The 24781-nt window shown below is 61.1% G+C and carries 19 protein-coding genes, 2 tRNA genes and 1 pseudogene; 12 read left to right on the top strand and 10 right to left on the bottom strand.

Going from position 1 to position 24781, the window contains the following annotated elements:
- Nucleotides 1-252: 252 nt before the first annotated feature.
- The 5 genes from BQ4436_RS02890 to gyrA all read right to left on the bottom strand — a co-directional run bounded on the left by BQ4436_RS02890 (nt 253) and on the right by gyrA (nt 8184).
- Nucleotides 253-4638: a hypothetical protein gene (locus BQ4436_RS02890; RefSeq protein WP_070975464.1), complete on the bottom strand. Its 4386-nt coding sequence runs from the start codon at nt 4636-4638 to the stop codon at nt 253-255.
- A 377-nt stretch (nt 4639-5015) separates the two neighbouring features.
- Nucleotides 5016-5088 (bottom strand) — tRNA-Ala (locus tag BQ4436_RS02885).
- Nucleotides 5089-5099: 11 nt separating this feature from the next.
- Nucleotides 5100-5173 (bottom strand) — tRNA-Ile (locus BQ4436_RS02880).
- Between the two features lie 98 nt (nt 5174-5271).
- Nucleotides 5272-5616: a DUF3566 domain-containing protein gene (locus tag BQ4436_RS02875; RefSeq protein ID WP_070478297.1), complete on the bottom strand. Its 345-nt coding sequence runs from the start codon at nt 5614-5616 to the stop codon at nt 5272-5274.
- A gap of 3 nt (nt 5617-5619) precedes the next feature.
- Complete coding sequence (gene gyrA, locus BQ4436_RS02870) at nt 5620-8184, bottom strand: DNA gyrase subunit A (RefSeq protein WP_070975463.1); 2565 nt, start codon at nt 8182-8184, stop codon at nt 5620-5622.
- 96 nt (nt 8185-8280) lie between these two features.
- Here gyrA and BQ4436_RS02865 point away from each other — a divergent pair, with 96 nt between their 5' ends.
- From BQ4436_RS02865 to BQ4436_RS02845, 5 genes are all read left to right on the top strand, one after another.
- Complete coding sequence (locus BQ4436_RS02865; RefSeq protein WP_070975462.1) at nt 8281-8496, top strand: CopG family transcriptional regulator; 216 nt, start codon at nt 8281-8283, stop codon at nt 8494-8496.
- A complete protein-coding gene (locus BQ4436_RS02860; protein WP_070975461.1) occupies nt 8489-8758 on the top strand; it encodes a TetR family transcriptional regulator in 270 nt (89 codons plus the stop codon). The genes BQ4436_RS02865 and BQ4436_RS02860 overlap by 8 nt, the downstream gene beginning before the upstream one ends.
- A gap of 67 nt (nt 8759-8825) precedes the next feature.
- Nucleotides 8826-11786 (top strand): Rib/alpha-like domain-containing protein, encoded by a 2961-nt coding sequence (locus BQ4436_RS02855; RefSeq protein WP_070975460.1) that lies wholly within the window; start codon nt 8826-8828, stop codon nt 11784-11786.
- A gap of 33 nt (nt 11787-11819) precedes the next feature.
- Entirely contained in the window at nt 11820-12206 is a 387-nt protein-coding gene (locus BQ4436_RS02850) for a hypothetical protein (protein WP_070975459.1), read from the top strand.
- A 158-nt stretch (nt 12207-12364) separates the two neighbouring features.
- Nucleotides 12365-12814 carry a DUF6918 family protein gene (locus tag BQ4436_RS02845; RefSeq protein ID WP_070363374.1) on the top strand — a complete coding sequence of 150 codons (450 nt, stop codon included), beginning with the start codon at nt 12365-12367 and terminating at the stop codon, nt 12812-12814.
- Here the strand turns inward: BQ4436_RS02845 and gyrB are convergent.
- The 5 genes from gyrB to dnaA form a co-directional block, all read right to left on the bottom strand.
- The gene (gyrB, locus tag BQ4436_RS02840; protein WP_070363375.1) at nt 12811-14850 is read right to left on the bottom strand and encodes a DNA topoisomerase (ATP-hydrolyzing) subunit B; all 2040 of its coding nucleotides are present in this window, start codon (nt 14848-14850) and stop codon (nt 12811-12813) included. The two genes, BQ4436_RS02845 and gyrB, sit on opposite strands and share 4 nt — an antisense overlap.
- 77 nt (nt 14851-14927) lie before the next feature.
- Nucleotides 14928-15527: a DciA family protein gene (locus BQ4436_RS02835; RefSeq protein WP_070363376.1), complete on the bottom strand. Its 600-nt coding sequence runs from the start codon at nt 15525-15527 to the stop codon at nt 14928-14930.
- On the bottom strand, nt 15514-16692 hold the full coding sequence (recF, locus tag BQ4436_RS02830) for a DNA replication/repair protein RecF (RefSeq protein WP_070975458.1): 1179 nt from the start codon (nt 16690-16692) through the stop codon (nt 15514-15516). Before recF ends, BQ4436_RS02835 begins: the two co-directional genes overlap by 14 nt.
- 9 nt (nt 16693-16701) lie before the next feature.
- Complete coding sequence (gene dnaN, locus BQ4436_RS02825) at nt 16702-17907, bottom strand: DNA polymerase III subunit beta (RefSeq protein ID WP_176754797.1); 1206 nt, start codon at nt 17905-17907, stop codon at nt 16702-16704.
- 722 nt (nt 17908-18629) lie between these two features.
- Nucleotides 18630-20153 (bottom strand): chromosomal replication initiator protein DnaA, encoded by a 1524-nt coding sequence (gene dnaA / locus BQ4436_RS02820; protein WP_070975457.1) that lies wholly within the window; start codon nt 20151-20153, stop codon nt 18630-18632.
- Nucleotides 20154-21034: 881 nt separating this feature from the next.
- Here dnaA and rpmH point away from each other — a divergent pair.
- The 7 genes and pseudogenes from rpmH to BQ4436_RS12425 all read left to right on the top strand — a co-directional run.
- Entirely contained in the window at nt 21035-21172 is a 138-nt protein-coding gene (gene rpmH, locus BQ4436_RS02815) for a 50S ribosomal protein L34 (RefSeq protein ID WP_070478313.1), read from the top strand.
- Between the two features lie 22 nt (nt 21173-21194).
- A complete protein-coding gene (gene rnpA, locus BQ4436_RS02810; RefSeq protein ID WP_070975456.1) occupies nt 21195-21566 on the top strand; it encodes a ribonuclease P protein component in 372 nt (123 codons plus the stop codon).
- Nucleotides 21545-21847 (top strand): membrane protein insertion efficiency factor YidD, encoded by a 303-nt coding sequence (gene yidD / locus BQ4436_RS11530; RefSeq protein WP_071573183.1) that lies wholly within the window; start codon nt 21545-21547, stop codon nt 21845-21847. The genes rnpA and yidD overlap by 22 nt, the downstream gene beginning before the upstream one ends.
- A gap of 23 nt (nt 21848-21870) precedes the next feature.
- Complete coding sequence (gene yidC / locus BQ4436_RS02805) at nt 21871-22851, top strand: membrane protein insertase YidC (protein WP_070363380.1); 981 nt, start codon at nt 21871-21873, stop codon at nt 22849-22851.
- A gap of 102 nt (nt 22852-22953) precedes the next feature.
- Nucleotides 22954-23571, top strand: a complete 618-nt coding sequence (gene rsmG, locus BQ4436_RS02800) for a 16S rRNA (guanine(527)-N(7))-methyltransferase RsmG (RefSeq protein ID WP_070975455.1) — start codon at nt 22954-22956, stop codon at nt 23569-23571.
- A gap of 20 nt (nt 23572-23591) precedes the next feature.
- Entirely contained in the window at nt 23592-24473 is an 882-nt protein-coding gene (locus tag BQ4436_RS02795; RefSeq protein ID WP_070975454.1) for a ParA family protein, read from the top strand.
- Between the two features lie 2 nt (nt 24474-24475).
- Nucleotides 24476-24781 (top strand): annotated as a pseudogene (locus BQ4436_RS12425) (hypothetical protein); the annotation flags it as partial.

The following is a 24781-nucleotide window of genomic DNA, read 5'->3' as shown; positions in this document are numbered from 1 at the left end:
CCTGAAAGTAGTCCACTACACCCCCACCACCACAAAAACACCACCACAACCCACAAAACCACACACCACAACCCCCAAAAACCCCCTGACCAGCAGCTTCACAAAACCTGTCAAAGTATGCAACAAAAACGTGATCTATCACACTCAAAACACCACTGCCACCAAACAGGGGGGACACGTGTCATCGTGCTCACCTCGATGAACGCCAAAAGGCCCCTTCCGAAAGTGGAAGGGGCCTTTTGCTAGGCGAAATTACTTCTCAGGCTTCGCCGGAGCATTTGCCTCAGTAGTAGGGACCGGGGTTGCGGTCCTGATTACGTCGTTCTTCTTCGAAGAACCGTAAATGAGGGTGTCGTTACCCGTTGCCTTACCAATCTGGTAGGACGAGGTCTTGTCGCCCTGGCCACAGGAGCGGAGCACAGCGTCCGCGATGAGCAGACCCACAGTAATCGTTCCGAGAGCACCGGCTGCGAGGCCGACCATCTCTGGGTTGGCTACGTTGAATGAGGCCTGGAGGCCCGCAGCGCGCTCTGCGCGGTCGCGGTCGTAGATGCCCAGGCCACGCTGGATGCGGTCGTTTGCCTCGCGGACAGCGGCGTTCAGCTTGCCCTGGACGCCTTCAAGGCCCGGAACGCGAACCTGGGACAGGATACCCAGCGGGATCAGGAGCAGCAGCGGCGAAGCGATGCCCACGAGGGATGCGATGCACTTGCCGTCGGAAGAAGTAGCCACATCCTTACTCGTGAGCTCGACATTGATTCGAACTCGCTTCTGCGGCTGACCGTTCACCTGAGGGATGAACGTGATGTGGGTCGTGCCCTTCTCGATGCCGCCCTTACCAGGCTTGATCGTGATGGACCCGTCCGGGTTCGGAACAACCATGTCCGGATCCACCGGCTTGCAGTTCGAACCAGAGCAAATCTCAATGTCGGTTGCGCCGCCGCCAGGGACGACAATCTTCCAGGAACCATCTGGGTTCGGGCTGACATCGTGGTTGCCTGGCTTGCCGATGATGTTGCCCTCGGACGTAGCCGGGACGTCGATCTCAATAATACGAACCGGGTTGCCAGCACCGTCAACCTCCTCGATGAGGACGCGACCAGACTTCTGTGGCAGAGGCTTCACGTTGAAGCTGCCTGGGTGGGTCGGGATCTCCTCGATGAGGTCCTTACCGCGAAGGACACGGAAGGTGTTGCCTTCGCCCGTGGTGATCTTGTCGGTCAGCTTCGGCTGGTAGACACGACGCTCCTCGACGAACTTCAGCACGCCACCGCTCTTGGTGATGGTGATGTTGTGCGTCTTCACAACCTTGCCGTTGTTCTTCTCAACGACAACAACCTTCTTGCCTTCGGTGTTCTCGTTGATGCGAAGCTCGAAGCGCTTGTCAGTGTCGTTGACGACGGTGACGTATTCCTGGCCCTCAACAACCTCGTACTTGTTGTTGTTGACAATGGTGACGTCGAAGGTGCCCTGCTCCGTGATCTTGTGCTCAACAACGGAGTTGTTGGAGGAGTCGGAGGCGCCACCGGTTCCCTTGGTGATATCCAAGATGAACTGCTTGTAGACCTTGCCGTCCTTGTCGGTGACGTCGAGGACGACCTTGCCCTCAGCGCCGTCCTTCGGCGTGACAGTCCACTCGTCACCGTTCTGAGTCAGCTCAACGAGGCCCTCACCTTCGACGACGGTGAGCTTGTCGCCAGGGTTGAGATCGGTGGTGAACTTGTCATCCGAGGTGATCTTGAATTCGGACTTGTTCGGCTTCGTCAGCTCAACATTGTAGGTGTAGCGGGAAACCGGCAGGCCGCGGGAGTTCTGGACCTCGAGGACGATCTTTCCGGAAACGCCTTCCTTGATCTTGATCTTGCCGCCGCCAGCTTCGTTGACGTCGCCGTCGATCAGGTCCTTACCAGACACCACGACGAGCTTCTGCGTGTCAGGCTGGGACAGCACAGGCGCAGGCTGCTCCGAGTTGTCTGGAACCGTGACGGCATCGAACTCGTGAACCTTAGCAGGCTTGACGTGGATCGTGTACTCGATCAGCGGATGGCCGCCCTTGGACTTCTCTACGACCTTGATGTCGCCGTCGAAGTCAGGGTTCGGCATCAGGTAGTACTTGTCAGGATTGTCCTGATCCTGAACCCAGCTGAAGTTATCTTCACCTTCTGGGAATACGAACTCGTTAGAGCTCAGACCCTTGGTCAGGATCGCCGTGTTGCGGTTCGAAATCGTGTAGTCGACTTCCTGTGTCGCAGGCTTCGCCTCTTGTGGCGTCACGATGATCGTGTAGACCGCGACCAGGTTGCCCTCGGCATCCTTGACATGCGCAACGATCAGGCCGTCTGCGCTTGGCTTCAGGGTCCACTCTCCGGTGCCCTCAAGCTGAGCTGGGTCGACGAGATCCTTACCGCGGACGATCTCGATCTTGTCGCCGTCCTGACCCTTGACCTTCACAGATCCGCCGACGGCAATGATTTCCGTCTCGGAATCAACGAGAACGTTGCGGCCGTCGCGAACCTCGAGGGTGAACGTGAAGGTTTCGCCCTTATCGTTCTTCGCGCGGACAATCACAGTGCCAGTCTGGCCGGGCTTCGCGGTCAGCACCCACTGGTCGCCCTTCTTCTCCAGGGACTGAACAATGTCCTTGCCCTTGAGGATCTCAGGCTCGCCGACGATGTTGTCTACCTCGATCTTGTACGAGGAGATGTTACCGATCACGCGGGACTGGTTGTACTTGTTCGGCTTGGTATCGATGTTGAACTCGTAGTTCTGCTCGTTACCGGTTGGCTTGCCGTCCTTGTCAACCTCGTAGACCTTGACCTTCACCTTGCCAGTGATGACGCCGACATTGACGTTCACGTTCAGGGTGTTGCCATCCTGGGTGGTGGTGATCAGGTCCTTGCCCTCGGTGACCTCGTACTTCCAGCCCTCTGGGATCGTGATGGACTGGTCAAGGCCAGTAACCCCGACGTTGAAGAAGTGGTTGTCCACGCGAACAGTCTTCTCGGTGGTCTTCTCGGAATCCTTGTTCACCACGTGGATGCGGTACTCGTGGCGGTTGCCGTCACCATCCTTGATGATGATGCGGACGTCGCCCTCACCCTGCTTCTTCGGGGTGATAACGAGGCGGTTGTTTTCCTTGGTGACCTCGACCAGGCCGTTGGAGTCGTCGACAAACTCGATGGTCCAGTTACCCAGGTTCTTCGGCTCAATAACTTTCGACTCGCTCGTGTTGGAGAAGTCGTAGAAGTAGTTGAACTGGGAGTAACGACGCTCAATCGTGGTCGTTTCGTGCTTCTCGGAAACGCGGGTGACGGTTGTGTCAACCACCTTCGTCTCCGTCTTCGGCGCGGCGGTGACCGTCTTCGTCTCGGTCTTCGGCGCGACATTCTTCGTCTCGGTGACGTAGACAGGCTCAGTAACGGTGACCTTGGGCTGGACCTTGTCGGTCTCAGTGATCGTCGGCTTCACTTTGGCAGTCTCAGTGACAGTTACTGGATCGCGCTTCTCCACGACAATGACGCGCGGATCTTCCGTGACGGTCTCAGTGGCGGTGGACGTTGGTCCGCCCTGCTCGAACTCGGTGACGGTAACAGCAGGCTTCTCAACCTCATGCGTCACGGTCTCCGTTTCCGGAGCGACCTCGACCGTCTTGTAGTGAACTTCCTGAAGCTGGTTGGTCTTCGTCACCGTCGGACGAACAGTTACCGTCTCCTGCTCAACACCACCATGCTTGTACACAGTGCTCGTGATGGTCGGACGACCTGTCTCGGTCACGGTGGAGGTAACACCAGCTTCACCAGGCACCGTCACGGTGGTGGTCACAGTGCCGCCGCCGTTGCCGCCACCTGGGCGTGGGTAGAAGCCGTCCAGGCCCGGCTGGGTCGGTGGGATCAGGCGCTGGAAGGTTGCCTCGCGGCCATCCTGGTAGATGTTGTAATCCTTCGGCAGCAGGATGGTGACGTACTCGCCAGCACGGACGGTGCTGGAGACGCGGCTGAACGCAGCCTCATCCTTGATCAGTGCGAAGTTCGGCTGGAACTCCTGGGTGCCGCCAAAGACAGCGCTGATGCGGAAACCGGTCCACTGGGTGAACTCCTGGTTGGTCACGCGAACACCGTTCTGGGTCTGGCCGTTCATGATGTAGGAACGCTGGCCATCCAGAACGCTCTTGTTGTTCGACAGCAGGGCCTGCAGCGCGACGTTCTTCTTCTTGACGTCCTCAAAGTTGCGCTCGTACCAGGATTTCAGCATCGACTTCGTCAGCGAGATCGCTGCCGTCTCGATGTCTGCGTTAATACCAAGGTCGCCGTTAAAGCCGTTGAAGCCGTACAGGCCGGACATGCCGTCCAGCTTGCGCAGCTCGTAGCCCTGGGTCTGCAGGTTTGGCTGCGGCTTCTCAAGGTCGATGCACCAGCCTGGGCCGAGTGGGGTGACCTGCATCCAGGTCTTCAGCATGGCCTGGTAATCATTCTGATTCGTGAGCATCTTGATCTGCTCAGTGTTAAAGCGCAGCGCCTCATCGTACTTATCGCTCGGCAGTGCGGAGTACGTACCCGTAATGCGATCGTCTGCGCTTGCGTCCGGGGCGACGACGACAGCGCCACCTGCAATCATTGCGCCTGAAATCAGGCCGGCCATGATTCGCTTCTTAAGATGTGCGTTTTGCAACGGCTCAATCCTTAAAAATCGTAGGAGATATTCGAAGCAGCCTGAAGACCATCTGAACACGGATCCACAAACTGACAGACATTTATTCAATCACAAAAATCTCCCTGAAAGTAGTCCACTACACCCCCACCACCACAAAAACACCACCACAACCCACAAAACCACACACCACAACCCCCAAAAACCCCCTGACCAGCAGCTTCACAAAACCTGTCAAAGTATGCAACAAAAACGTGATCTATCACACTCAAAACACCACTGCCACCAAACAGGGGGGACACATGTCAACGCATGAAGCACCACGCGAAAAAACCCTGGCCTCCGAACCGGAGACCAGGGTGAACCTGTGGAGCATAGGAGAATCGAACTCCTGACATCCTGCTTGCAAAGCAGGTGCTCTACCAACTGAGCTAATGCCCCTTTTGTTCCTGTGGGCCTAGCAAGAATCGAACTTGCGACCTCATCGTTATCAGCGATGCGCTCTAACCGACTGAGCTATAGGCCCTGGGAACGAGAAGTAAGATTACCTACCACTATAACCTTTGACAAATCGCCAGTACAAGCGGTGTTTTTATAGTGGTTATAGCGGTAGGTATCTCACGGCTATCGCGCCCTGTTGGACATCACCAGGGTGACGCCGCCGACCAGGTCCGCGATGGCGTTGTAGAGCAACGCCGTCAGCGGGGCCATCACCGCGATGAACACCACGCCGATGAGCCCGAAGAGGCCGGCCGCGGACATGACCAGGGTGGCGTCGATAACTTGGTCGCCGCCGACGCCACTGACCAGCGAGTTCAAGGAGTCAATGACCCCCGTCTGCGCGAGGCCGTAGTAGACGATGGCCGCGCCCAGCATCCAGGCGACGAAGCCGACGAGGGCGAGGATTGTCGCCACCTTAAACACGGAGGCGACACCCACGCGCCGCACCACTATCTTGCGGGCGGCCATGATTTACTCCCCATCCTTCGGCGAGGCGGAGATGGACGAGGAGGTCTGCTCCTTGGCTTCCTCAATCGTCTTCTCGCCCTTGGCAACCGCGGTTGCCTCCTCTTCGCCCTGCTCCTCGACGTTCTTGTCGATGGCCAGCAGCTCAACGTCATCCGCGAGGTCGACGAGGCGGACGCCCATCGTGGCGCGGGAGGACGGACGGATCTGGTTGACCTCGGTGCGGATCACGCCGCCGGCGGAGGTGATGGCGAAGATCTGATCTTCCTCATCGACCGCCAGGGCGCCGATCAGCTTGCCGCGCTTCGGGGTGTACTTGAAGGTCATCACGCCCATGCCGCCACGGCCCTGGGTGTTGTACTCCTCGATCGCGGTGCGCTTGCCGTAGCCGCCAGCGGTGGCGACGAGCAGGAACTCGCCGTCCTGGACCACGGTCATCGCGAGCAGCTTGTCGTCGCCGCGGAAGCGCATGCCCTTCACTCCGGCGGTCGCGCGGCCCATTGGGCGCAGCTGGTCGTCGTCAGCGGTGAAGCGGATTGCCTGGCCCTGCTCAGAGACGAGCAGCAGGTCGTCTTCCTCGCCAGCAAGTGCGGCGCCGATCAGGGCGTCGCCCTCGTTGAGGTTGATCGCGATGAGGCCCGCGGAACGCGCCGACTCGTAGTCGGTCAGGCGGGACTTCTTCACGCGGCCGTCGCGGGTGGCCAACACCAGGTACGGGGCGTCCTCGTAGGACTGGATCTGGATGACCTGCGCGATGCGCTCCTCCGGCTGGAACTCCAGCAGGTTCGCCACGTGCTGGCCGCGAGCGGTGCGGCCTGCCTCCGGCAGCTCGTAAGCCTTGAGGCGGTACACGCGGCCGAAGTTGGTGAAGAACAGGATCCAGTCGTGGGTGGAGCAGATGAAGAAGTGCTTTACCACGTCGTCCTGCTTCAGTTCCGCCCCGCGGACACCCTTGCCGCCGCGCTTCTGCGACTTGTACGCATCCACCTTCGTGCGCTTCGCGTATCCGGTGGAGGTGATGGTAACCACGACGTTCTCGCGCGCGATGAGGTCTTCCTCAGTCACATCGCCGGTTGCGGCCACGATCTGGGTGCGGCGCTCGTCGCCATACTTTTCGACAATCTCACGCAGCTCGTTGCCAACGATCTCCCGTTGGCGCTCCGGGCGGGCCAAGATGTCCTTGTAGTCGGCGATCTTGCGCTCGATCTCGGCCAGGTCGTCGACGATCTTCTGGCGCTCCAGCGCTGCCAGGCGGCGCAGCTGCATTGCCAGGATTTCGTTGGCCTGGATCTCGTCGACGTCGAGAAGCTTGATCAGGCCCTGGCGGGCGTCGTCAACGGTCGGCGAGCGACGGATCAGGGCGATGACCTCGTCCAACGCATCGAGCGCCTTGACCAGGCCGCGCAGGATGTGGGCGCGCTTCTCGGCCTCATCCAAGCGGAACTTGGTGCGGCGAACGATGACGTCGATCTGGTGCTTGACGTAGTAGCGCAGCATCTGGTCGAGGCGCAACGTGCGCGGCACGCCGTCGACGATGGAGAGCATGTTCGCGGAGAAATTCGTCTCCAGCTGCGAGTGCTTGTACAGGTTATTGAGTACCACTCGAGGAACCGCGTCGCGCTTCAGCGTGACCACGATGCGCATGCCCACGCGGTCGGAGGACTCGTCCTCAATCTTGGAGATGCCCACCATCTTGCCCGCGGTAACCTGCTCCGCAATGTTGTGGATGAAGTTATCCGGGTTGACCTGGTACGGCAGCTCCGTAATCGTGATGACCTGGCGGTTGCCGATCTCCTCGATCTCGGTCACACCGCGCATGCGGATGGAACCGCGGCCTGTGGTGTAGGCGTCCTTGATGCCCTGATCGCCGACGATGAGGCCGGCCGTCGGAAAGTCCGGGCCCTTCACTCGCTCCATTACCGCGTCGAGCGCCGCCTGCTCATCCGCGTCATAGTTGTCGAGCATCCAGTAGATGGCCTCCGCCAACTCGTTCAAGTTGTGCGGCGGAATGTTGGTGGCCATACCCACGGCAATACCGTTCGAGCCGTTCATCAGCAGGTTCGGCACACGCGACGGCAGCACGTCCGGCTCGCGGGTCTTGCCGTCGTAGTTCGGGGAGAACTCCACGGCGTCCTCGCGGATGTCGCGGACCATCTCCATCGCCAGCGGCGTCATCTTGCACTCGGTGTAACGCATGGCCGCTGGGCCGTCGTTACCCGGGGAACCGAAGTTACCCTGGCCGTCCACCAGCGGGTAGCGCATCGCCCAAGGCTGAGCCATGCGCACCAGCGTGTCGTAAATGGCGCTGTCGCCGTGCGGGTGGAAGTTACCCATCGTGTCAGCGACAGGCTTGGCACTCTTCACGTACGAACGCTCGGGGCGGTAGCCGTGGTCGTACATCGCGTAAATGATGCGGCGGTGTACCGGCTTCATGCCATCGCGGACATCCGGGAGCGCACGGCCGACGATCACGCTCATCGCGTAATCGATGTAGCTCGTCTGCATCTCCTCGTTGATGTCAATGGGCTGGATGGCGTCGGAGCCGCCGCCACCTAGAGTGTCATCACTCATTGCTCACCTTTCGTCAAACATTGGTTCCTACCGATTCTAGCGCCTCGTGCGCCGAAACACCCCTACGCCGTGGTATCAATCTGATACCATCGCGGCATGGCTATGACGCTACGACTCAGCACAGACGAAAACACAGCCCTCATCATGCTCGCCTCCGCATGGGGCTGCTCCAAGCAAGAGGCCGCCCGCCGCGCCATCGTCACCGCCGCCTCCCGCCTTCTTGACGACGCCACCATTACCAACCTCGCCCGCACCACCCTGCAGGAATACGCCCACACCGAACGCCGCATCCGGCAGGCCCGCGATGCGTAGCCTAAGCAGCGAGCAGCTGCTGGCCATCGCCGACGAATGCGCGCATATATATAAGGTGCGAATACGTTCCTTCGGCGCACTCTGCGCCTGCGCCGCCGTCCCCGGCGCCCACCTCCACGGCGTACCCGTCTACGACACCGCACACGCCGCCGCTCGCGGCCTCGCCGACACGATCCGGGCCCTGCGTCCCCTGACCGGAGCCAACGACGCCTTCGCCGACGTCGCCGGCACCACCTATTTGCGGTGGGTCGAGGAAGCGTAATTACGCACTTTCTCCTACACTGGCAACTATTTACACGGACCATTAGAGAACACTTGGTGGAGGAACAATGAACGCTTCAAAGTACACCGCAGTACTGGCGACCACCGCAGCACTGATCGGCGCCGGCCTGGCCGCACCTCAGTTGCGCGCGGAAGAGACTACTGAGACGACCGCAGCGTCAGATTCGGCGTCGAACGCCCAGGATTCGCGCGAGTGGCGCGACGCCGAAATCACCGCCGGCGGCACCACCACCGTTGCACCCAGCACCCCACTCCCAGAGGGCGCCAAGGCAGTCGGCCCGACCAGCATCGACGGCTGGAAGCTGACCACCGACGAGAAAACCGGCGCTGTGACGATCGAGGCCGCACCGAAACTGCGCCCCGGCCAGGGACTGCGCTACCGCGTCTTAGTTCTCTTCGCTGACAAAACCACGGCCACCTACGACGCCGAAGTGACCGTCGTTCCTGGTGGCAACAACAACGCCAACACCTCCACCATCGAGTACAAGGACTCGCTGGTCCAGCCGAAGCAGAGCGTCACCGTTACCCCCACGGGCACGTTCACGCAGGGCACCAAGTTCTACCTCAACAGTGACAAGATTGAGAAGTGGGACGTAAGCGTCGACGAGGCCACCGGCGCCGTCACCGTCAAACCAGGGGACATCGGCTACGGCTCCTGGCTCTCCATCCCAATTCGCGCAGAGTTCCCCGACGGCTCCTCCGACGTCAAGCACGCCAAAGTCACCGTCGCCGACCAGCACGGCAACACCACCCCGCCATCCGACCGCCTCGCCGCGAAGCACACACCGGAGTACACCACAGCGCAGATCGCGGGTAACGAAACGGCCACCCTCAAGCAGACCGCTGAGCTGCCCGAAGGCACCAACTTTAAGATCATGGGCGAGTCCAAGCTGTGGGACCTGTCTATCGACGCCACCACCGGCACCATCACCGCGAAACCAAAGCAGCCGCTCGCTGCCGGTGCCGTCGCGAATGTGCCCGTCATCGTCACCTACTCCGACGAATCCCAAGACTTCGTACAGGCCAAGGTCGAGGTGACCAAGGACCCCGTGTGGCAGTCCAGCAAGGCCAGCGTCGACTACCCGGTGGAGAAATCCCCAGCCGATGAAACCGCCACCATCACCCCCGCGCTCAAGGATGTGCCGGAGGGCACCAAGTTCGCCATGAACGCGACGCCACCAACGGGTTGGGAGATCGGCATCGCGCCTTCGACCGGTGTAGTGACCGTCAACGCCCCAGAGGGCACCCGCGCAGGCACCCAGATTAACGTGCCTGTCCGCGTCGAGTTCCCCGACGGTTCCCGCACCGTCACCAACGCGGTCGTCCTCTTCGAGGCACCAACCAATCCCGAAGCCGAGAAGTTCAAGGTGACCTACAAGGACGTGACCGTCAAAGCCGGCGAGAACCGCGTGTTCAAACCAACCGAAGCACTACCTACCGGTGCCACCGTCAACGGCCCGAAGAACCAGAGCGTCAACGGCGTGAAAGTCAATACCGACAAGGACGGCGCTGTCTCCGTTGAAGTACCAAGCCACGCCCGTGACTTCGACTTCACGGTTCCCCTCGAGATCTTCTTCCGCGACGGCTCCAAGCAGGAGACGAAATTCCACGTCACCGTAAAGGCAAAGGAGACGACTACTCCGACGACCTCCACCAAGGAGTCCACGCCGACTTCGGAGGAGTCCGCGCCGCGGACAACCGACCCGACGACTTCGGAAAAAACCACGGAACTGTCCACGCCGCGGACAAGCGAAGAGGCTACGACGACGAAACCGACGACTTCGGACAAGACGACAGAGCCATCCACGTCTGAGGAGTCCACGCCGACTTCGGAGGAGTCCGCGCCGCGGACAACCGACCCGTCAACGACTACGCCGACGACTTCCGACAAGACGACAGAGCCGACCACGTCCGCGCCGCGGACAACCGACCCGTCAACGACTACGCCGACGACTTCCGACAAGACGACAGAGCCGACCACGTCCGCGCCGCGGACAACCGAGAAGTCCACCACCCCGGAGACGACCACCCCGGCCACGTCGACTACCAAGGCAACGCCAACAACCAAGGCAACGACGACCACGAAGGAGTCCGCCCCGCGGACAACCGAAGAGGCGTCGACAAGCGAGGCGACTCCGACGACTCCAACTACCTCGACGAAGCCTTCGACGCCACTGTCTAAAACGACCAGGATCGAATACGCGCGCACGCCGGTGCACGCGGGTGACTCGGTGACGCTGAAGCCGAAGGGCGAATTCCCGGCGGGCACGAAGTTCAACGGGCCGAGCGGGTCGCAGCAAGGATGGTCCGCCACCACGAACAGTCAGACTGGTGAGATTCGAATTACTGCACCAGCGGACGCGACGGTTGGTACCACTGTGAGCTTCCCTGTCACCGTGGTCTTCCCAGACAAGTCAAGGCAGATTCACGAAGTCACCGTCTACGTAGAGCGCACCACCACGGCGCCGTCCACCAGCGAGCAACCGACCAGCGAGCAGCCGACGAGCACCACGACGCCAGCAAAGCCGAAGGAGTCCCAGGCGGACAAGACCGACGTCGACTTTGAAAACCAGAAGGTGAACGCTGGCGGCACGATCGTGCAGCGCCCGAGCGGCGACGTTCCCGCAGGCACCAAGTTCACGGGCCCGAACGGTACGTACGACGGTTGGAAGTTCGCCACTGACCCGAGCACAGGTGAGGTCACCATCACTCCTCCGGCGGACGCGAAGCCTGGCGCTTCCATCGACTACACCGTCACCGCGACGTTCCCCGACTGGTCGACGAAGGACTACAAGCTGAAGGCCACGGTTGAGGGCGGAGTGGACGTCGATAAGGGTGGTGACACGGGCTCGAGCTCAGGCTCCAGCAGCTCCTCCTCGAACGAGGAGGGCTCGAGCACGGGTGCGACCATCGGCATCGTGGTTGGCGTGCTCGCGCTGCTCGGTCTGCTGGCCGGCGCGGCGAACTATGTGCTGCAGTACGTCGACATCAACGCGCTGCTTCGCTAACACCGTTCGCGCGGGGACGATATTCTAAGCACTATGAAGAAAATGAGTGCTCTCGTCCTCGCTGGCGGGCTTGCGGCGTCGCTGATCGTCGCGCCGCAAGCCACCACCGCTCCATCGGGGTCCTCCGGATCCTCCAAACCGACGCCGGTGATCACGCCGACCGTCACCCCACCAAAGCAGCCACCGCTCGGCAGCGCATACACGGGCTCGGCGCCGGTCTCGCTGACCATCGCTGCGCTGCTCACGCTGCTGGTTGGCCAAGTCATTGTCGACGCCGTCCCCCCACTGCGCGCAGCCGTCGACGACCTCGCGCGCCAGGCAGGACTCTCGGGCGTGATGGGATCCTCGCAGGGTAACCGCATTTTCGATTTCTCCAAGATCGACCTCAACGAGCTGCAGAAGATGCTGCCCAAGGTCTAAACCCCACCCCAAATATGTAACCGCTGTGACTCATGATAAGTTTGTTCCTGTTGTGGTTACAGTGTCCTGTGTGACTGCTGTGGCGGAAGAGCCGCAACGCTCAACGTAACAATGCGACCTGCCGGGGGGCAGGTCGCATTTGTCATACAATCAACGGCATGGAAACACCACAAGGACTCAACGCACTGCTGCACAATGGGCGCCGCCCAGGAATCGTCGACGCGCTCGCCGGAGTGGTCGACCAGACCGTCGCAGACCAAAGCGGACTCACCGGCATGGCGCTGCGCTCCGCAATCGCGGGCGTAAAGAAAGTCGACGCCCGGATCCTGCACAAAGGCATCAACACCGTACTCCCCCAGCTGCTCGAGCAGCTCAACCCCCGCTGGGAAGACTACAAAAACAGCGACCACGCCGCCTTTGGCGAATACCTCGCACAACACGAAGACGACGTGGTCACAGAACTCGTCTCACTCGGCGACAACCTCCGCGACTCCATGCCAGCCGGCGTACAGAAGATCTACGCCACCTTCCGCAGCAAGGCCGCCAAAATTGTGGGGCCTGCGCTGCCGCGGATCGGAGAGGTCGTCGAAAAGCAGATGGAAAGCTAGACGTCCAGGAAGCGGACGTCCTTCGCCTTGCGGGTGATGAAGGAACGGCGAGCCGCGACATCATCACCCATCAGGATGCTAAACAGCTCATCAGCGCGCTGGGCATCCTCCACATCAACGCGACGCAGAATACGGTGATCCCGGTCAAGCGTGGTCTCCCACAGCTCGCTCGGGTTCATCTCACCCAGACCCTTGTAACGCTGGATGCCGTCATCCGTGTTGATCTTACGGCCGGCCTCCAGGCCCTCCGCGAGCAACTGGTCACGCTCCGCGTCGGAGAAGGCGTAGCCAGGCTCGCCCTTCGCCCACTTCAGCTTGTACAGCGGCGGGTTCGCCAAGTAGACGTGGCCCTCCTCGATGAGCTCCGGCATGAAGCGGAACAGCAGGGTAAGCAGCAGCGTCGCGATGTGCTGGCCGTCGACGTCAGCATCCGCCATCAGCACAATCTTGTGGTAGCGCAGCTTCGAAATGTCGAACTCTTCGTGAATACCCGTACCCAGCGCGGTGATGATCGCCTGGACCTCCGCGTTCTTCAACACGCGGTCCATGCGGGCCTTCTCCACGTTCAGGATCTTGCCGCGCAGCGGGAGAATCGCCTGGTACATCGAGTCGCGGCCCTGCTTCGCCGAACCACCTGCTGAGTCGCCCTCAACAATGAACAGCTCGGACAGCTTCGGGTCCTTCGAACGGCAGTCCGCCAACTTACCCGGCAGGCCACCCAAGTCCGTCGCCGACTTACGACGCACCAAGTCACGCGCCTTGCGCGCCGCCTGACGCGCCTGCGACGACGACACAGCCTTCGAAATAATGGCCTTCGCCTCCGCCGGGTTGGCATCAAACCAATCCGACAGATTCTCGTTCACGGCGCGCTGCACGAAGCCCTTCACCTCGGTATTGCCGAGCTTCGTCTTCGTCTGGCCCTCAAACTGCGGGTCCGCCACGCGGACAGACACCACGGCCGCGAGTCCCTCACGGCAGTCATCACCAGTGAGGTTCGGCTCCTTGTCCTTCAGCAGCTTATGTTCACGCGCGTAGCGGTTCATCAGCGTGGTCAACGCCGCGCGGAAACCCTCCTCGTGCGTACCGCCCTCATGCGTATTAATGGTGTTCGCGAACGTGTGTACAGACTCCTTGAAGGAGCTGTTCCACTGCATCGCCACCTCAGCCTCAAGGCCGTCACCCTTCTGGTCAAAGCCCACGATCGTCGGGTGGATCGCCGTCTTCGACTTATTCAGGTAGTTGACGTAATCAATCAGGCCGTCCGGGTAGTGGTACGTGACCTTCTTCTCGCGCTTCTTCGGGGTTGCAGATGTGTCACCCTCGGTGGCGTCGTCAAACGAGTCCGAGCCAACCGCAGCGGCCGTCTCACCCTCCTCCGCGATCGCCTCGAGCTCAAGCTCCTCCTCGGAGACGCGCTCATCCTTCAACGTGATGGTCAGGCCCTTGTTCAGGAACGCCATCTCCTGCAGACGACGCGCGATCGTGTCCCACTTGAACTCCGTGGTCTCAAAAATCTCCGGGTCCGGCCAGAAACGAATCGCCGTACCCGTGCCGCGGGCATTGCCGCCCTCCTCCAGAGGCTCCGGCTGCGCGTTCACAAACCGCTGGTACCAGTGCTTGCCATCGCGCTTAATGTCCGCCTCAACACGCGTGGACAGCGCGTTCACCACGGAAATACCCACACCGTGCAGGCCACCCGACACCGCGTACGACTCCGAGTCGAACTTACCGCCCGCGTGCAGCTGCGTCATCACGACCTGCACCGTCGGCGCACCAGACGGGTGCATCTCCACCGGAATACCACGACCATTATCGACGACCTCTACGCCGCCATCCGCGAGCAGAGTCACATCGACGCGATCGGCATAGCCCGCCATCGCCTCATCGACCGAGTTATCCACGACCTCCCACACCAAGTGGTGCAGGCCACGCTCGCCGGTCGACCCAATGTACATACCTGGGCGCTTCCGGACGGCCTCAAGGCCCTCGAGGATAGTAATCGACGACGCGTCATAATGAGGTTGTTGATCAGCCACTGGAAAAGACGCTCCTCCTGAAAAATGTCATTAACCCGTCCCATCTTACACGTAAAACAGGACACCAAACCCCACGACTACCCGTACGTGTCCCTCGGACCCCGCCCCTTCACGTGCAGCGGACCATAGCGCCAACTCTTCACCCGCGGCCCATAAATGTGCAGCTTCCGGATCACATCCGGACCCACCTTCTCCGCGATCGCGCGCAGCACCGTCGACTGCATGTACTTCAGCTGCGTCGCCCACGCCGTCGTCGTGCAGGTGATGAAGACCTCGCCATCCTTAATCATCTCCACCTTCGTATGCTCCGCGATCGTGGCGCCGACCAGGCCCTCCCAGTTGCCCATCACCCAGCCGTACGCCATGTTCTCCGTCCAATCGCGCTTCCGGATCTCCTTACCCAGCAGCGACGAAAACGACTTCACCTTGTAACTCCGCGGCAACGCCCGGCCATCCTTGCCCGTCGGGCGGCCCCGCTCCAGCCACGGCCTGCGCTCCTCCTGCTCAAAGTGCAGCCCCGGCACCGTAATATCCTTCACCGGACGGCCCTTGCCCTGGCTGCGGCGCGGCACCACGCTCGTTCCCTGCTTCGACAAATCCGGCAACCTCCCGCCGCGCCGCTTCGCCGTGCGCCGCAACTGGTCAAAGGTAGTGCCCACCAAGTCACGCTCGCTCAATGTGCGACACCCCCTCCTCCATCCGCACGTGATACCGCGCCGTCACCGCCCCATCCAAGTTCCCCGGCAAGTCATCCCCGACCGCCGCCGTAATCAACACCTGCTCCGCCGACTCCGCCACGTGCACAAACCGCTCACGGCGCTTCGCGTCCAACTCCGCAAACACATCATCCAAAATCAGCACCGGATCCGTGCCCTCGCCAGCCAACAACCGGTACTCCGCCAAGTGCATACTCAGCGCAAACGACCACGTCTCCCCATGCGACGCATACCCCTTCGCCGGCTGCTGACCCAACATCAACACCAGGTCATCCCTATGCGGACCAACCAGCGTTGAGCCACGCTCAATCTCCTCTTTTCGACGCCTCCCCAACTCCGACAACATCGCCGCCTCCAACACCTGCGGATCCCGCGACGCCTCCCCCGTCAACTCCAACACCGCCCTATCCAACGTCGACGTATACTCCACCGACGCCGCACGCGACTCCGGCGCCACCGACGCATACGACTCCGTGATGGGCTCGGAGAGGGCGTCGACAAGCAAAAGCCTGCCCGCCAACACCTGCGCCCCATAGCGCGCCAACTGCGCATCCCACGCATCCAACGTGCTCAACGCACCCGCTCCCGCCGCATCCCCATAACCGCGGCGCAGCGCCATATTCTGCGAACGCAACAACGCGTTACGCTGGCGCAACACCTTGTCATAATCCGCCTTCACCCCACCATGACGCGGCGTACGCACCGCCGCCAACGCATCCAAAAACCGGCGACGATCCCCCGGCTCCCCATTCACCAACCGCAAATCCTCCGGCGAAAACATCACCGTCCGCAACACACCCAGCAACTCACGCGCCGACTTCAACCGCGTCCTATTAATCTGCGCCTGATTCGCCCCACTCGCCTTAATCAACACATGAGTAGTCAGCGCGCGCCCCTCATTCACCGTCGTCGCCGACACACGCGCATCACTCGCCCCCGAATGGATCAGCGGAGCGTCCGTGGCCACCCGGTGACTCCCGAGCATCGACGTATACCGCACCGCCTCCACAATGTTCGTCTTCCCGTGCCCATTGCGGCCCGAAAACACCGTGACGCCCGGCTCCAAATCCACATGCAACTCCCGCCACGAACGGAAATCACGCAGGTCAAGCTCCGAAACGTACATCGCGGCAAACTAGCCCGGCAGGCGAACCGGCATCAACAAATACGTGAAATTCGTCTCCGGCGTCGGGAACAACCCATCATCACCCTTCTCCGGCAACGACTCCGGCTCCGGAATCATAATCGCCGGACGCGACGACTCCGTAAACCCAAACACCGCACGATCCGTCCCAATCACCGACAAACCATCACGCAAATAACCAGCATTAAACGCAATCAGCAGCTCATCCTCCCCCACAAACTGAGCAGGAATCGACTCCGACGCCTCACCAGAATCAGCCCCCGACGCAAACAACGTCACCTGACCCTCCGAAAAATGCAACCTCAACTGCGCATTCCGATCCGCCACCAACGACACACGACGAATCGCCTCCAGCAACGGAGCCACCTCCACCGACGCCATCGACGTATGCGCCTTCGGCAACAACGGCTGCACATTCGGGAAATCCGCATCCAACATACGCGTCGTCGTCTCACGATTACCCGCATGCAAACCAAACAAACCGTCCGCGCCCACATTATCGACGCCACCAACGGCAATCTGCACCGGCTCCTCCAACTGTGTATCCAGCGTCCGAGCGTTATCCAACAACGTCTTCGCCGGCACCAACAGCTTCGCCCGCACCCCCTCACCAGCAGGCGACCACTCCAACGAACGCAACGCCAACCGGAAACGGTCCGTCGCCGTCAAGTGCAACGTCGAACCCTCCACCTCAATGTGGATACCGGTCAGCATCGGCAACGTGTCATCCTTACCCGCCGCGGCAGCCACCTGCATCACCGCACCACTCAGGTCCTCCGAACCGATCGTGCCCGTCACCTCAGGCAACTGCGGCAACTGCGGATAATCGTCCAACGGCATCAAAGGCAGCTCGAAGTGGGCGGAGCCGCCGTCGAGAAGCAACTTTGTGTCACTCGTAGAAACCTCAACCGGCTGATTCGGCATATTCGCAACAATGTCAGACAACAACTTGCCCGCCACCGCCACGCGACCAGGCGTATCCACCTCAGCCGCAATCCGCACCCGCGACGACACCTCATAATCGAAGCCCGCGAACTCCAAACCCTCATCCGACGCCGTAATCAACACCGCGCGAAGAATCGGCTGCGTGTTCTTCGTAGGCAACATCCGAGCAACCCACGCCACCGCGTCCGACAGGTCCTCCTTGTGCACGCGGAAGGAAACGTTGGAATTCAAGTTGTCTTGGATGTCCGCCATAGTGACACGGGCTCCTTGCAGTACGTAGAGATTCTTGTAATTACGTACTCACTTTAGGCGGGGACACGCTTTTTGTCATTCGAGTTTTCACACGCCTGGCTCATGGCTTTTTGGGGCGTCGGTCGTTTGTGCGCCGTTCTGCACAGCTCCCCTTTCTACTCTAGGAATTACAAGTAAAAACCTTGGGAACAACAATAAGTCCTGTGCAATCTGTGGAATTACACGAATTCGCCGTGGTCGGAACGCGAAAACAGGGTGTGCAATTGCCTGTGGAAGAAATGTGGATAACTCTGAGCGCTTGTGGATAGATTCTCTGTCATTTGATCTGTGCACAACTCAGGAAGGGTTGTCCACTGGGGATTCACACGTTATCCACAAGGCCTGTGGTGTGTGATGTGGGTCTCTTTGTGGTGCGGGTCACTTAGGTGTTTTGCCCCTGAATGTGAATTACAGCGGTGTAATTACACAGGTGTGGATAAGTCTGTGGATGGATTTTTAGGGTGCGGGAGGTGGGAGTGCCAAATGTCGCAATCTGATATGGACTAGGTGTTCAAAGTGCCTGGCAGAAAAAGGGCTAGGCAAAAGTGGGTGCGTCTTTTGGCACTGAGAGACCAGGTAGGGGCACCAAATTCCGGGATTTGGGGAGTCGGGCTTGTGTTTCCCCAGGTCGCTGGGGGTGCGTGAGGGAATTTGGTGCGGGAGGCCGCGCACGGAGGCAACAACTAACGCAGGGTGCGGGCGCGGGCCTTGATGATTTGGGTCAGTTCCTGGATTTCGTCGTAGGTGCCGCGGTTCTCCGTCATCTCCTTGCGGATCTTGCGGTCCGCGTACATCACGGTGGTGTGGTCCTTGCCGCCGAACTCGTCGCCGATCTTGGGGAGGGAGAGTTCGGTCAGTTCGCGGCACAGGTACATCGCGATCTGGCGGGCGTGCGCCACTTGGCGGGTTTTACCTGCGCCGATGAGCTGGTCCATCGTGACGTTGAAGTATTCGGCGGCGTACTCCTTGATGGTGGAGGCGTTGATGTTGATGTCGCCTTCGTCGGGAAGGATGTCGCGAAGGGCGACTTGGGCGACGTCGAGGGTGATGGGCTCGTCGATAAGGGAAGAGTAGGCCGAGACCCTGATGAGGGCGCCTTCGAGCTCGCGGATCGACGACTCGAACTGCGAGGCGATGAGCTCGAGCACCTGGTGGTCGACCTGCGTGCCGTCGGCGGCCGCCTTCTTCATAAGGATGGCGATGCGGGTCTCCAGGTCTGGTGGCTGGACGTCGGTGATCAGGCCGCCTTCGAAGCGGGTGCGGAGGCGGTCCTCGAGGGTGGTGAGCTGCTTCGGCGGGCGGTCAGACGACAGGATGATCTGCTTATTCGCCTGGTGCAGCGCGTTGAAGGTGTGGAAGAACTCCTCCTGGGTACCTTCCTTGCCCTCGAGGAACTGGATGTCGTCGACCATCAGGATGTCGAGGTTGCGGTAGCGGCGCTTGAAGCTTTCTTGGCGGTCGTCGCGTACGGAGTTGATGTAGTCGTTCGTGAACTCCTCGGAGGAGACGTACTTGATGCGGAGGTTCGGCTGCAGGACCTGCGCGTAGTTGCCGGCGGCGTGCAGCAGGTGCGTCTTGCCGAGGCCCGAGCCACCCCAGATGAACAGGGGGTTGTAGGCGCGGGCCGGGTTCTCGGCGACGGCGACGGCGGCGCCGTTGGCGAAGCGGTTCGAGGAGCCGATGACGAAGTTCTCAAAGGTGTACTTCGGGTTGAGGCTGGTCTCGCGCTCGGGGTCGTGGGCAGGCTTTTCGCGGGGGATTCGCTTAGGGACGGTCGGGTGCGCCGGCGCCTGGTGTTGTTGCTGTTGGCGGGCGTGCATCTCGGCGAGTTCGTCGAGGCCCATTGGGATTTGCTCGCCGGGGGTCATGTGGGCCGGGTCGACGGCCTCGGGGGCTGGTGGCGCTGAAGGCGCTGCCGGGGCTTCTGGCGCCTGGATCGAGACGGCCAGCGTGCAGTGTTTACCCAGGTGGGAGGCCAGCAGCGCTGTGATGTGCGGTGCCAGGGACTGCTCCACCACCGTTTTCGCGGCGGCGTGGGGTGCGGAGAGGATGGCGTAGCCGTCGACAAGCATGACGGGGCGGACGAGCTGAAGGTACGCGCGTTCTTGCGGGGTGAGCGTCGGGACTTGTGAGCTGGGCTGCGTGGACAGCGCCAGCAGGTCAGCGACGATGGTGCGCCATAGCGTTTCGATGTCTTGCTCTGCCAACGTCCCGCTCTCCTCCTAATCCGACATGTCATTTAGTGACGTTCGTCACAGCTGTGGAATTTCACGTACATTCCACCGCTGTTTCACAGATTTTGTAATTCCAAAACCTGCGTCTCACCAGTATCTTCCACAGACTTGTCCACACCTGTGGATAACTTCGGTGAGTAAGTTGTCCACAGTCTCTCCCCTCCCCTGTGGATAACTTTTCACGGAACTTTTACCGGCTGTGACCTGCTGTAATTACAAATTACGCCGCAAAGTCTCAACCTGTTGTTCACAGTTATCCACAGCGATGTGGAGAAAGAACGTGTGTAATTGTGGTGCTTTATCATTGTTACCCGGTGTGAGCTTGCAATGTCTAACAGCCCGCACGCCACAACCCTGTGGATAACTCGTTTCGCGGATGTGATTCACAGGAAATCTCGAACATTGCGTACGCGTGTTGGGAAGTAATCGCGCGTCAGGCCGGTGATAGCGCGGCCCCCGGTGTTCGAAAATATGCAACCACCTGCGCGAAAGTACACCTTTGTAATTACGGGGGTAAACGAATGGACCTGCGCCCCACCCGGCGCAAAAGGCGGTGTGTCGATTTGAACAACCAGCGGTTTTTCGCGTAGTCTGGCGTAGTCTGTCACACTACGGGCGCGAAGCAACATGCCCACGGTGTGCTTGAGAGCACCATCTACGCAGTGCACCGGGCCGCCCACCCAGGGCGAGTCAGCGAAGGTGATGCATGCAGGTCAACGCGCACAACGCGCCGCGGCCGGGCAATCTCAACCTGAACATTGCAATTCCGGGACGGCTACTACCCCGGGAGGGAATGCGTCGCACACCGCGGCGGGTTCCCGCTGGCCGTCGTGACCTCTTATAAGGAGTCCACCGTGTCTAAGCGGACTTTCCAGCCAAACAACCGCCGTCGTTCACGCAAGCACGGCTTCCGTGCCCGCATGCGCACCCGCGCCGGCCGCGCAATCGTTTCCGCGCGCCGCAAGAAGGGCCGCGCAAGCCTGACGGCATAAACGCCCGAAGCGCAGCGACATCGTGTTACCCCGCCCGCACAAACTCTCCTCCTCTGCCGACTTCCGGCAGACCATGAGGAAAGGAGTGCGCGCGGGGTCTCGCACTTTAATCGTCCACGTCCGCTCCCGGGCCGAGGACACCATCGCGCTGCACGGCGGGCCGCGCTTCGGACTGATCGTGTCCAAGCAGGTCGGTAACGCGGTGACCAGGCACGCGGTGTCTCGGAAACTGCGGCATGTGCTGCGAGGGGGCGTCGATAAGCTGGAGCTGCACCACGACGTCGTGGTGAGGGCCCTGCCCGCCTCAGCCACCGCCACGAGCGCGCAACTCGCACACGACTACGACGCCGCGCTGCGCAAAGCCCTGGACAAATGGCGTACTACAACTTCCTAGGCCAACGCATCCCCGCACCACCAACCGCGGCCGCGCGGGCACTCGTGAAGGCCGTACGCTGCTACCAAAAGTACCTCTCACCCCTTAAGATGGGTGCGACGTGTCGTTTCATGCCAGTGTGCAGCGCCTACGCACTCGAAGCGGTCGCGCGACACGGTGCCATCAAAGGCACCCTGCTCAGCGTTGCCCGCGTCTGCAAATGTGGGCCCTGGCACCCCGGCGGGTTCGACCCAGTACCCGGCAGCGGTACGGACGCGTCCACAGGAACGACCACCAAGTAACCAACGAGGAGAAACACCCCAAAGTGCTGAATTTCATCTACTGGCCGATTTCTTGGGTGCTGTGGTTCTGGCACAAAGTATTCGGCTTCATCCTCTCGCCAGACTCGGCGTTGTCATGGATCCTGTCCATCGTCTTCCTCACCTTCACCCTGCGAACCCTGCTGGTCAAGCCCATGGTCAACCAAATGCGGTCCATGCGCAAGATGCAGGAAATGCAGCCGAAGATGCAGGAAATCCGCCAAAAATACAAGAACGACCAGCAGAAAATGGCGGAAGAGACGCAGAAGCTGTACAAGGAGATGGGTACCAACCCGCTCGCCTCGTGCATCGTCCCGCTGGCGCAGATGCCCGTGTTCATCGGCCTGTTCCACGTGCTGCGCTCCTTCAACCGCACCGGCACCGGCCCCAACCAGCTGGGCCTCAGCGTTGAAGAAAACCGCAACCTGGCCAACTACGCGTTCTCCCCAGAAGACGTCCGCTCCTTCCTGGACGCCGACTTCTTCGGCGTGCCGCTCTCCGCGTACATGTCCATGCCAGAAGACGCCTTCGCGGCGTTCACCGGCCTGGACTTCACCCGCGCCAACATCATCATGGTGTGCCTGCCGCTCGTGCTCATCTCCGCGACGTTCACCCACCTCAACGCCCGGATGTCCATGAACCGTCAGGCCGCACGTCGCGCCGCCGGCAAGGTCAACTCCCCATCCGGTGACAACGCCGCCATGATGGAACAGCAGATGCAGATGATGAACAAGATGATGCTCTGGGTCTTCCCGGTCATGATCATCGCGTCCGGCTTCCTGTGGCACATCGGCCTGCTGTTCTACATGCTGGCCAACAACGTGTGGACCTTCTTCCAGACCCGCATCGTCTTTGCCAAGATGGACGCCGAGGAAGAGGCCGAGGAGCGCGCCAAGGCGGAAGCCAAGCGCGCCTCCGCTCCCGTTGTCGGTGCCCGCAAGGTGGACAAGCGCAGCAAGAAGCAGCGCAAGCAGCAAGGCAAGTAGCTTGGCCCCCTAGTCAGCCCCCAGCCCCCAGCAAGTGTTTGCTGGGGGCGTTACTTTTACTAGAGTCGATGCCAGACTAAAAATTCAAAGGAGTACACAGCCGTGTCAGCACTACCCACAGCCGCCGCCACCATCTTCGGCGACCGCCTGCCGCTCGCCGAGGCCTACCACGAATCGCTCGCCACAACCGCCGCCGAGCGCGGCTTCATCGGCCCCAAAGAAGTCAGCCGCCTGTGGGAACGGCACATCCTCAACTGTGCGGTGGTCTCCGAAGCACTTGACGACGCCACCACCGTCGCCGACATCGGCTCCGGCGCAGGGCTGCCCGGCATCCCACTGGCCATCGCCCGCCCTGACGTCTCCTTTACCCTCATCGAGCCGCTGCTGAAGCGCTCCACGTACCTCGCCGAGGTCAAAAACGAGTTGGGACTGGACAACGTCACCGTCGTCCGCGGCCGCGCCGAGGAGCAGCCCGGCGGGCAGTTCGACGTGGTCACCTCCCGCGCCGTCGCACCCCTGGGCAAGCTGGCCGGCTGGAGTCTTCCACTGGTACGCCGCGGGGGCTCGATGTTGGCGCTGAAAGGCGCTAGTGTTGCAGAAGAACTAGAACGCGACGCGCGGGCGATTAAGAAAGCCGGGGGGATCACGCCGAACATTTTCCAGGTTGGCGCCGACGTCCTCGACCAGCCGACCACCCTCATCCGAATCGTGCGGAAATAGCGGAAAGGAACACCACCAGCATGGACAACGCCACGCTGCAACGCCCCGCGCACGCCCGCGTGTTCACCGTTGCGAACCAGAAGGGCGGCGTCGGCAAGACGACGACATCGGTGAACATGGCGTCGGCACTCAGCCGCCAAGGCATGCGCGTCCTCGTCATCGACCTGGACCCGCAGGGCAACGCCTCCACCGCGCTCGGCGCCGAGCACACCTCCGGCACCACCTCCAGCTACGAAGTCCTCATCGGCGAAGCAACGCCCGAGGAAGCACTGCAGGCGCACGCCAACAACGAGAACCTCTACTGCATCCCCGCCACCATCGACCTCGCCGGCGCCGAAATCGAGCTGGTGTCCATGGTGCGCCGCGAATACCGGCTGCACGACGCCATCCGGCGCGGCTTCCTCGAAGAACACAACTTCGACTACGTCTTCATCGACTGCCCACCATCACTCGGGTTGCTCACCATCAACGCCATGACCGCCGTCGACGAAGTCATGATCCCCATCCAGTGCGAGTACTACGCGCTTGAGGGCGTCGGCCAGCTGCTCGGCAACATCAGCATGATCCGCGAGCACCTCAACCACAACCTGCACATCTCCGCGATCGTGCTCACCATGTACGACGCCCGCACGCGGCTTGCGGCCGACGTCGCCGGCGAAGTGCGCAACCAGTTCGGCGAAGTGGTGCTGCGCAACGTCATCCCGCGCTCCGTGAAGGTTTCCGAGGCGCCAGGCTACGGCCAAACCGTCATCGACTACGACCCACTCTCCAGCGGAGCGCTGGCCTACTACGACGCCGCCCGCGAACTGGCAACACGCGGCGACTACCAACCACACGCCACCACGGGGCCCATCGGAGTCAGCCCGCAGGTGGCCCAACAACTTGACGAGGGCGAGGAATAACCATGGCACAAGAGCGTAAAGGCGGCCTCGGCCGCGGACTAGCAGCACTCATCCCGCAGGCACCGGCCGCGACCGACAAAACCGGCAAAACCGGCGGCATCGGCGGCAAAGCCTCCGACGTGATCTTCGGCGCCGCGGGGGCAGCCGGGGCTTCCGGGGCTTCGGGAGCTTCCGGTGGCGGCGACAAGCTTCCGCCGCGCGGGAAGGTGTGTAGAAGCGGCAGAAAGTACACCCTTGTAAGTACGGGGGGAAACGAATGGACCTGCGCCCCCCCCGGCGCACAAGGCGGGGTGTCGATTTGGACAACC

The organism is Corynebacterium sp. MC3 (assembly GCF_900099485.1).
GTDB classification, from domain to species: Bacteria; Actinomycetota; Actinomycetes; order Mycobacteriales; family Mycobacteriaceae; genus Corynebacterium; species Corynebacterium pseudogenitalium.
This window is presented reverse-complemented; position numbering and strand designations above follow the sequence as displayed.

Coding starts and splice junctions, on each gene's coding strand:
- gyrA (WP_070975463.1), bottom strand. CDS start 8,184: ATGAGTGATGACACTCTAGGTGGCGGCGGCTCCGACGCCATCCAGCCC.
- dnaN (WP_176754797.1), bottom strand. CDS start 17,907: ATGGCGGACATCCAAGACAACTTGAATTCCAACGTTTCCTTCCGCGTG.
- recF (WP_070975458.1), bottom strand. CDS start 16,692: ATGTACGTTTCGGAGCTTGACCTGCGTGATTTCCGTTCGTGGCGGGAG.
- BQ4436_RS02845 (WP_070363374.1), top strand. CDS start 12,365: ATGGAAACACCACAAGGACTCAACGCACTGCTGCACAATGGGCGCCGC.
- BQ4436_RS02875 (WP_070478297.1), bottom strand. CDS start 5,616: ATGGCCGCCCGCAAGATAGTGGTGCGGCGCGTGGGTGTCGCCTCCGTG.
- BQ4436_RS02890 (WP_070975464.1), bottom strand. CDS start 4,638: ATGGCCGGCCTGATTTCAGGCGCAATGATTGCAGGTGGCGCTGTCGTC.
- BQ4436_RS02860 (WP_070975461.1), top strand. CDS start 8,489: ATGCGTAGCCTAAGCAGCGAGCAGCTGCTGGCCATCGCCGACGAATGC.
- BQ4436_RS02855 (WP_070975460.1), top strand. CDS start 8,826: ATGAACGCTTCAAAGTACACCGCAGTACTGGCGACCACCGCAGCACTG.
- yidD (WP_071573183.1), top strand. CDS start 21,545: ATGGCGTACTACAACTTCCTAGGCCAACGCATCCCCGCACCACCAACC.
- BQ4436_RS02865 (WP_070975462.1), top strand. CDS start 8,281: ATGGCTATGACGCTACGACTCAGCACAGACGAAAACACAGCCCTCATC.
- BQ4436_RS02850 (WP_070975459.1), top strand. CDS start 11,820: ATGAAGAAAATGAGTGCTCTCGTCCTCGCTGGCGGGCTTGCGGCGTCG.
- BQ4436_RS02795 (WP_070975454.1), top strand. CDS start 23,592: ATGGACAACGCCACGCTGCAACGCCCCGCGCACGCCCGCGTGTTCACC.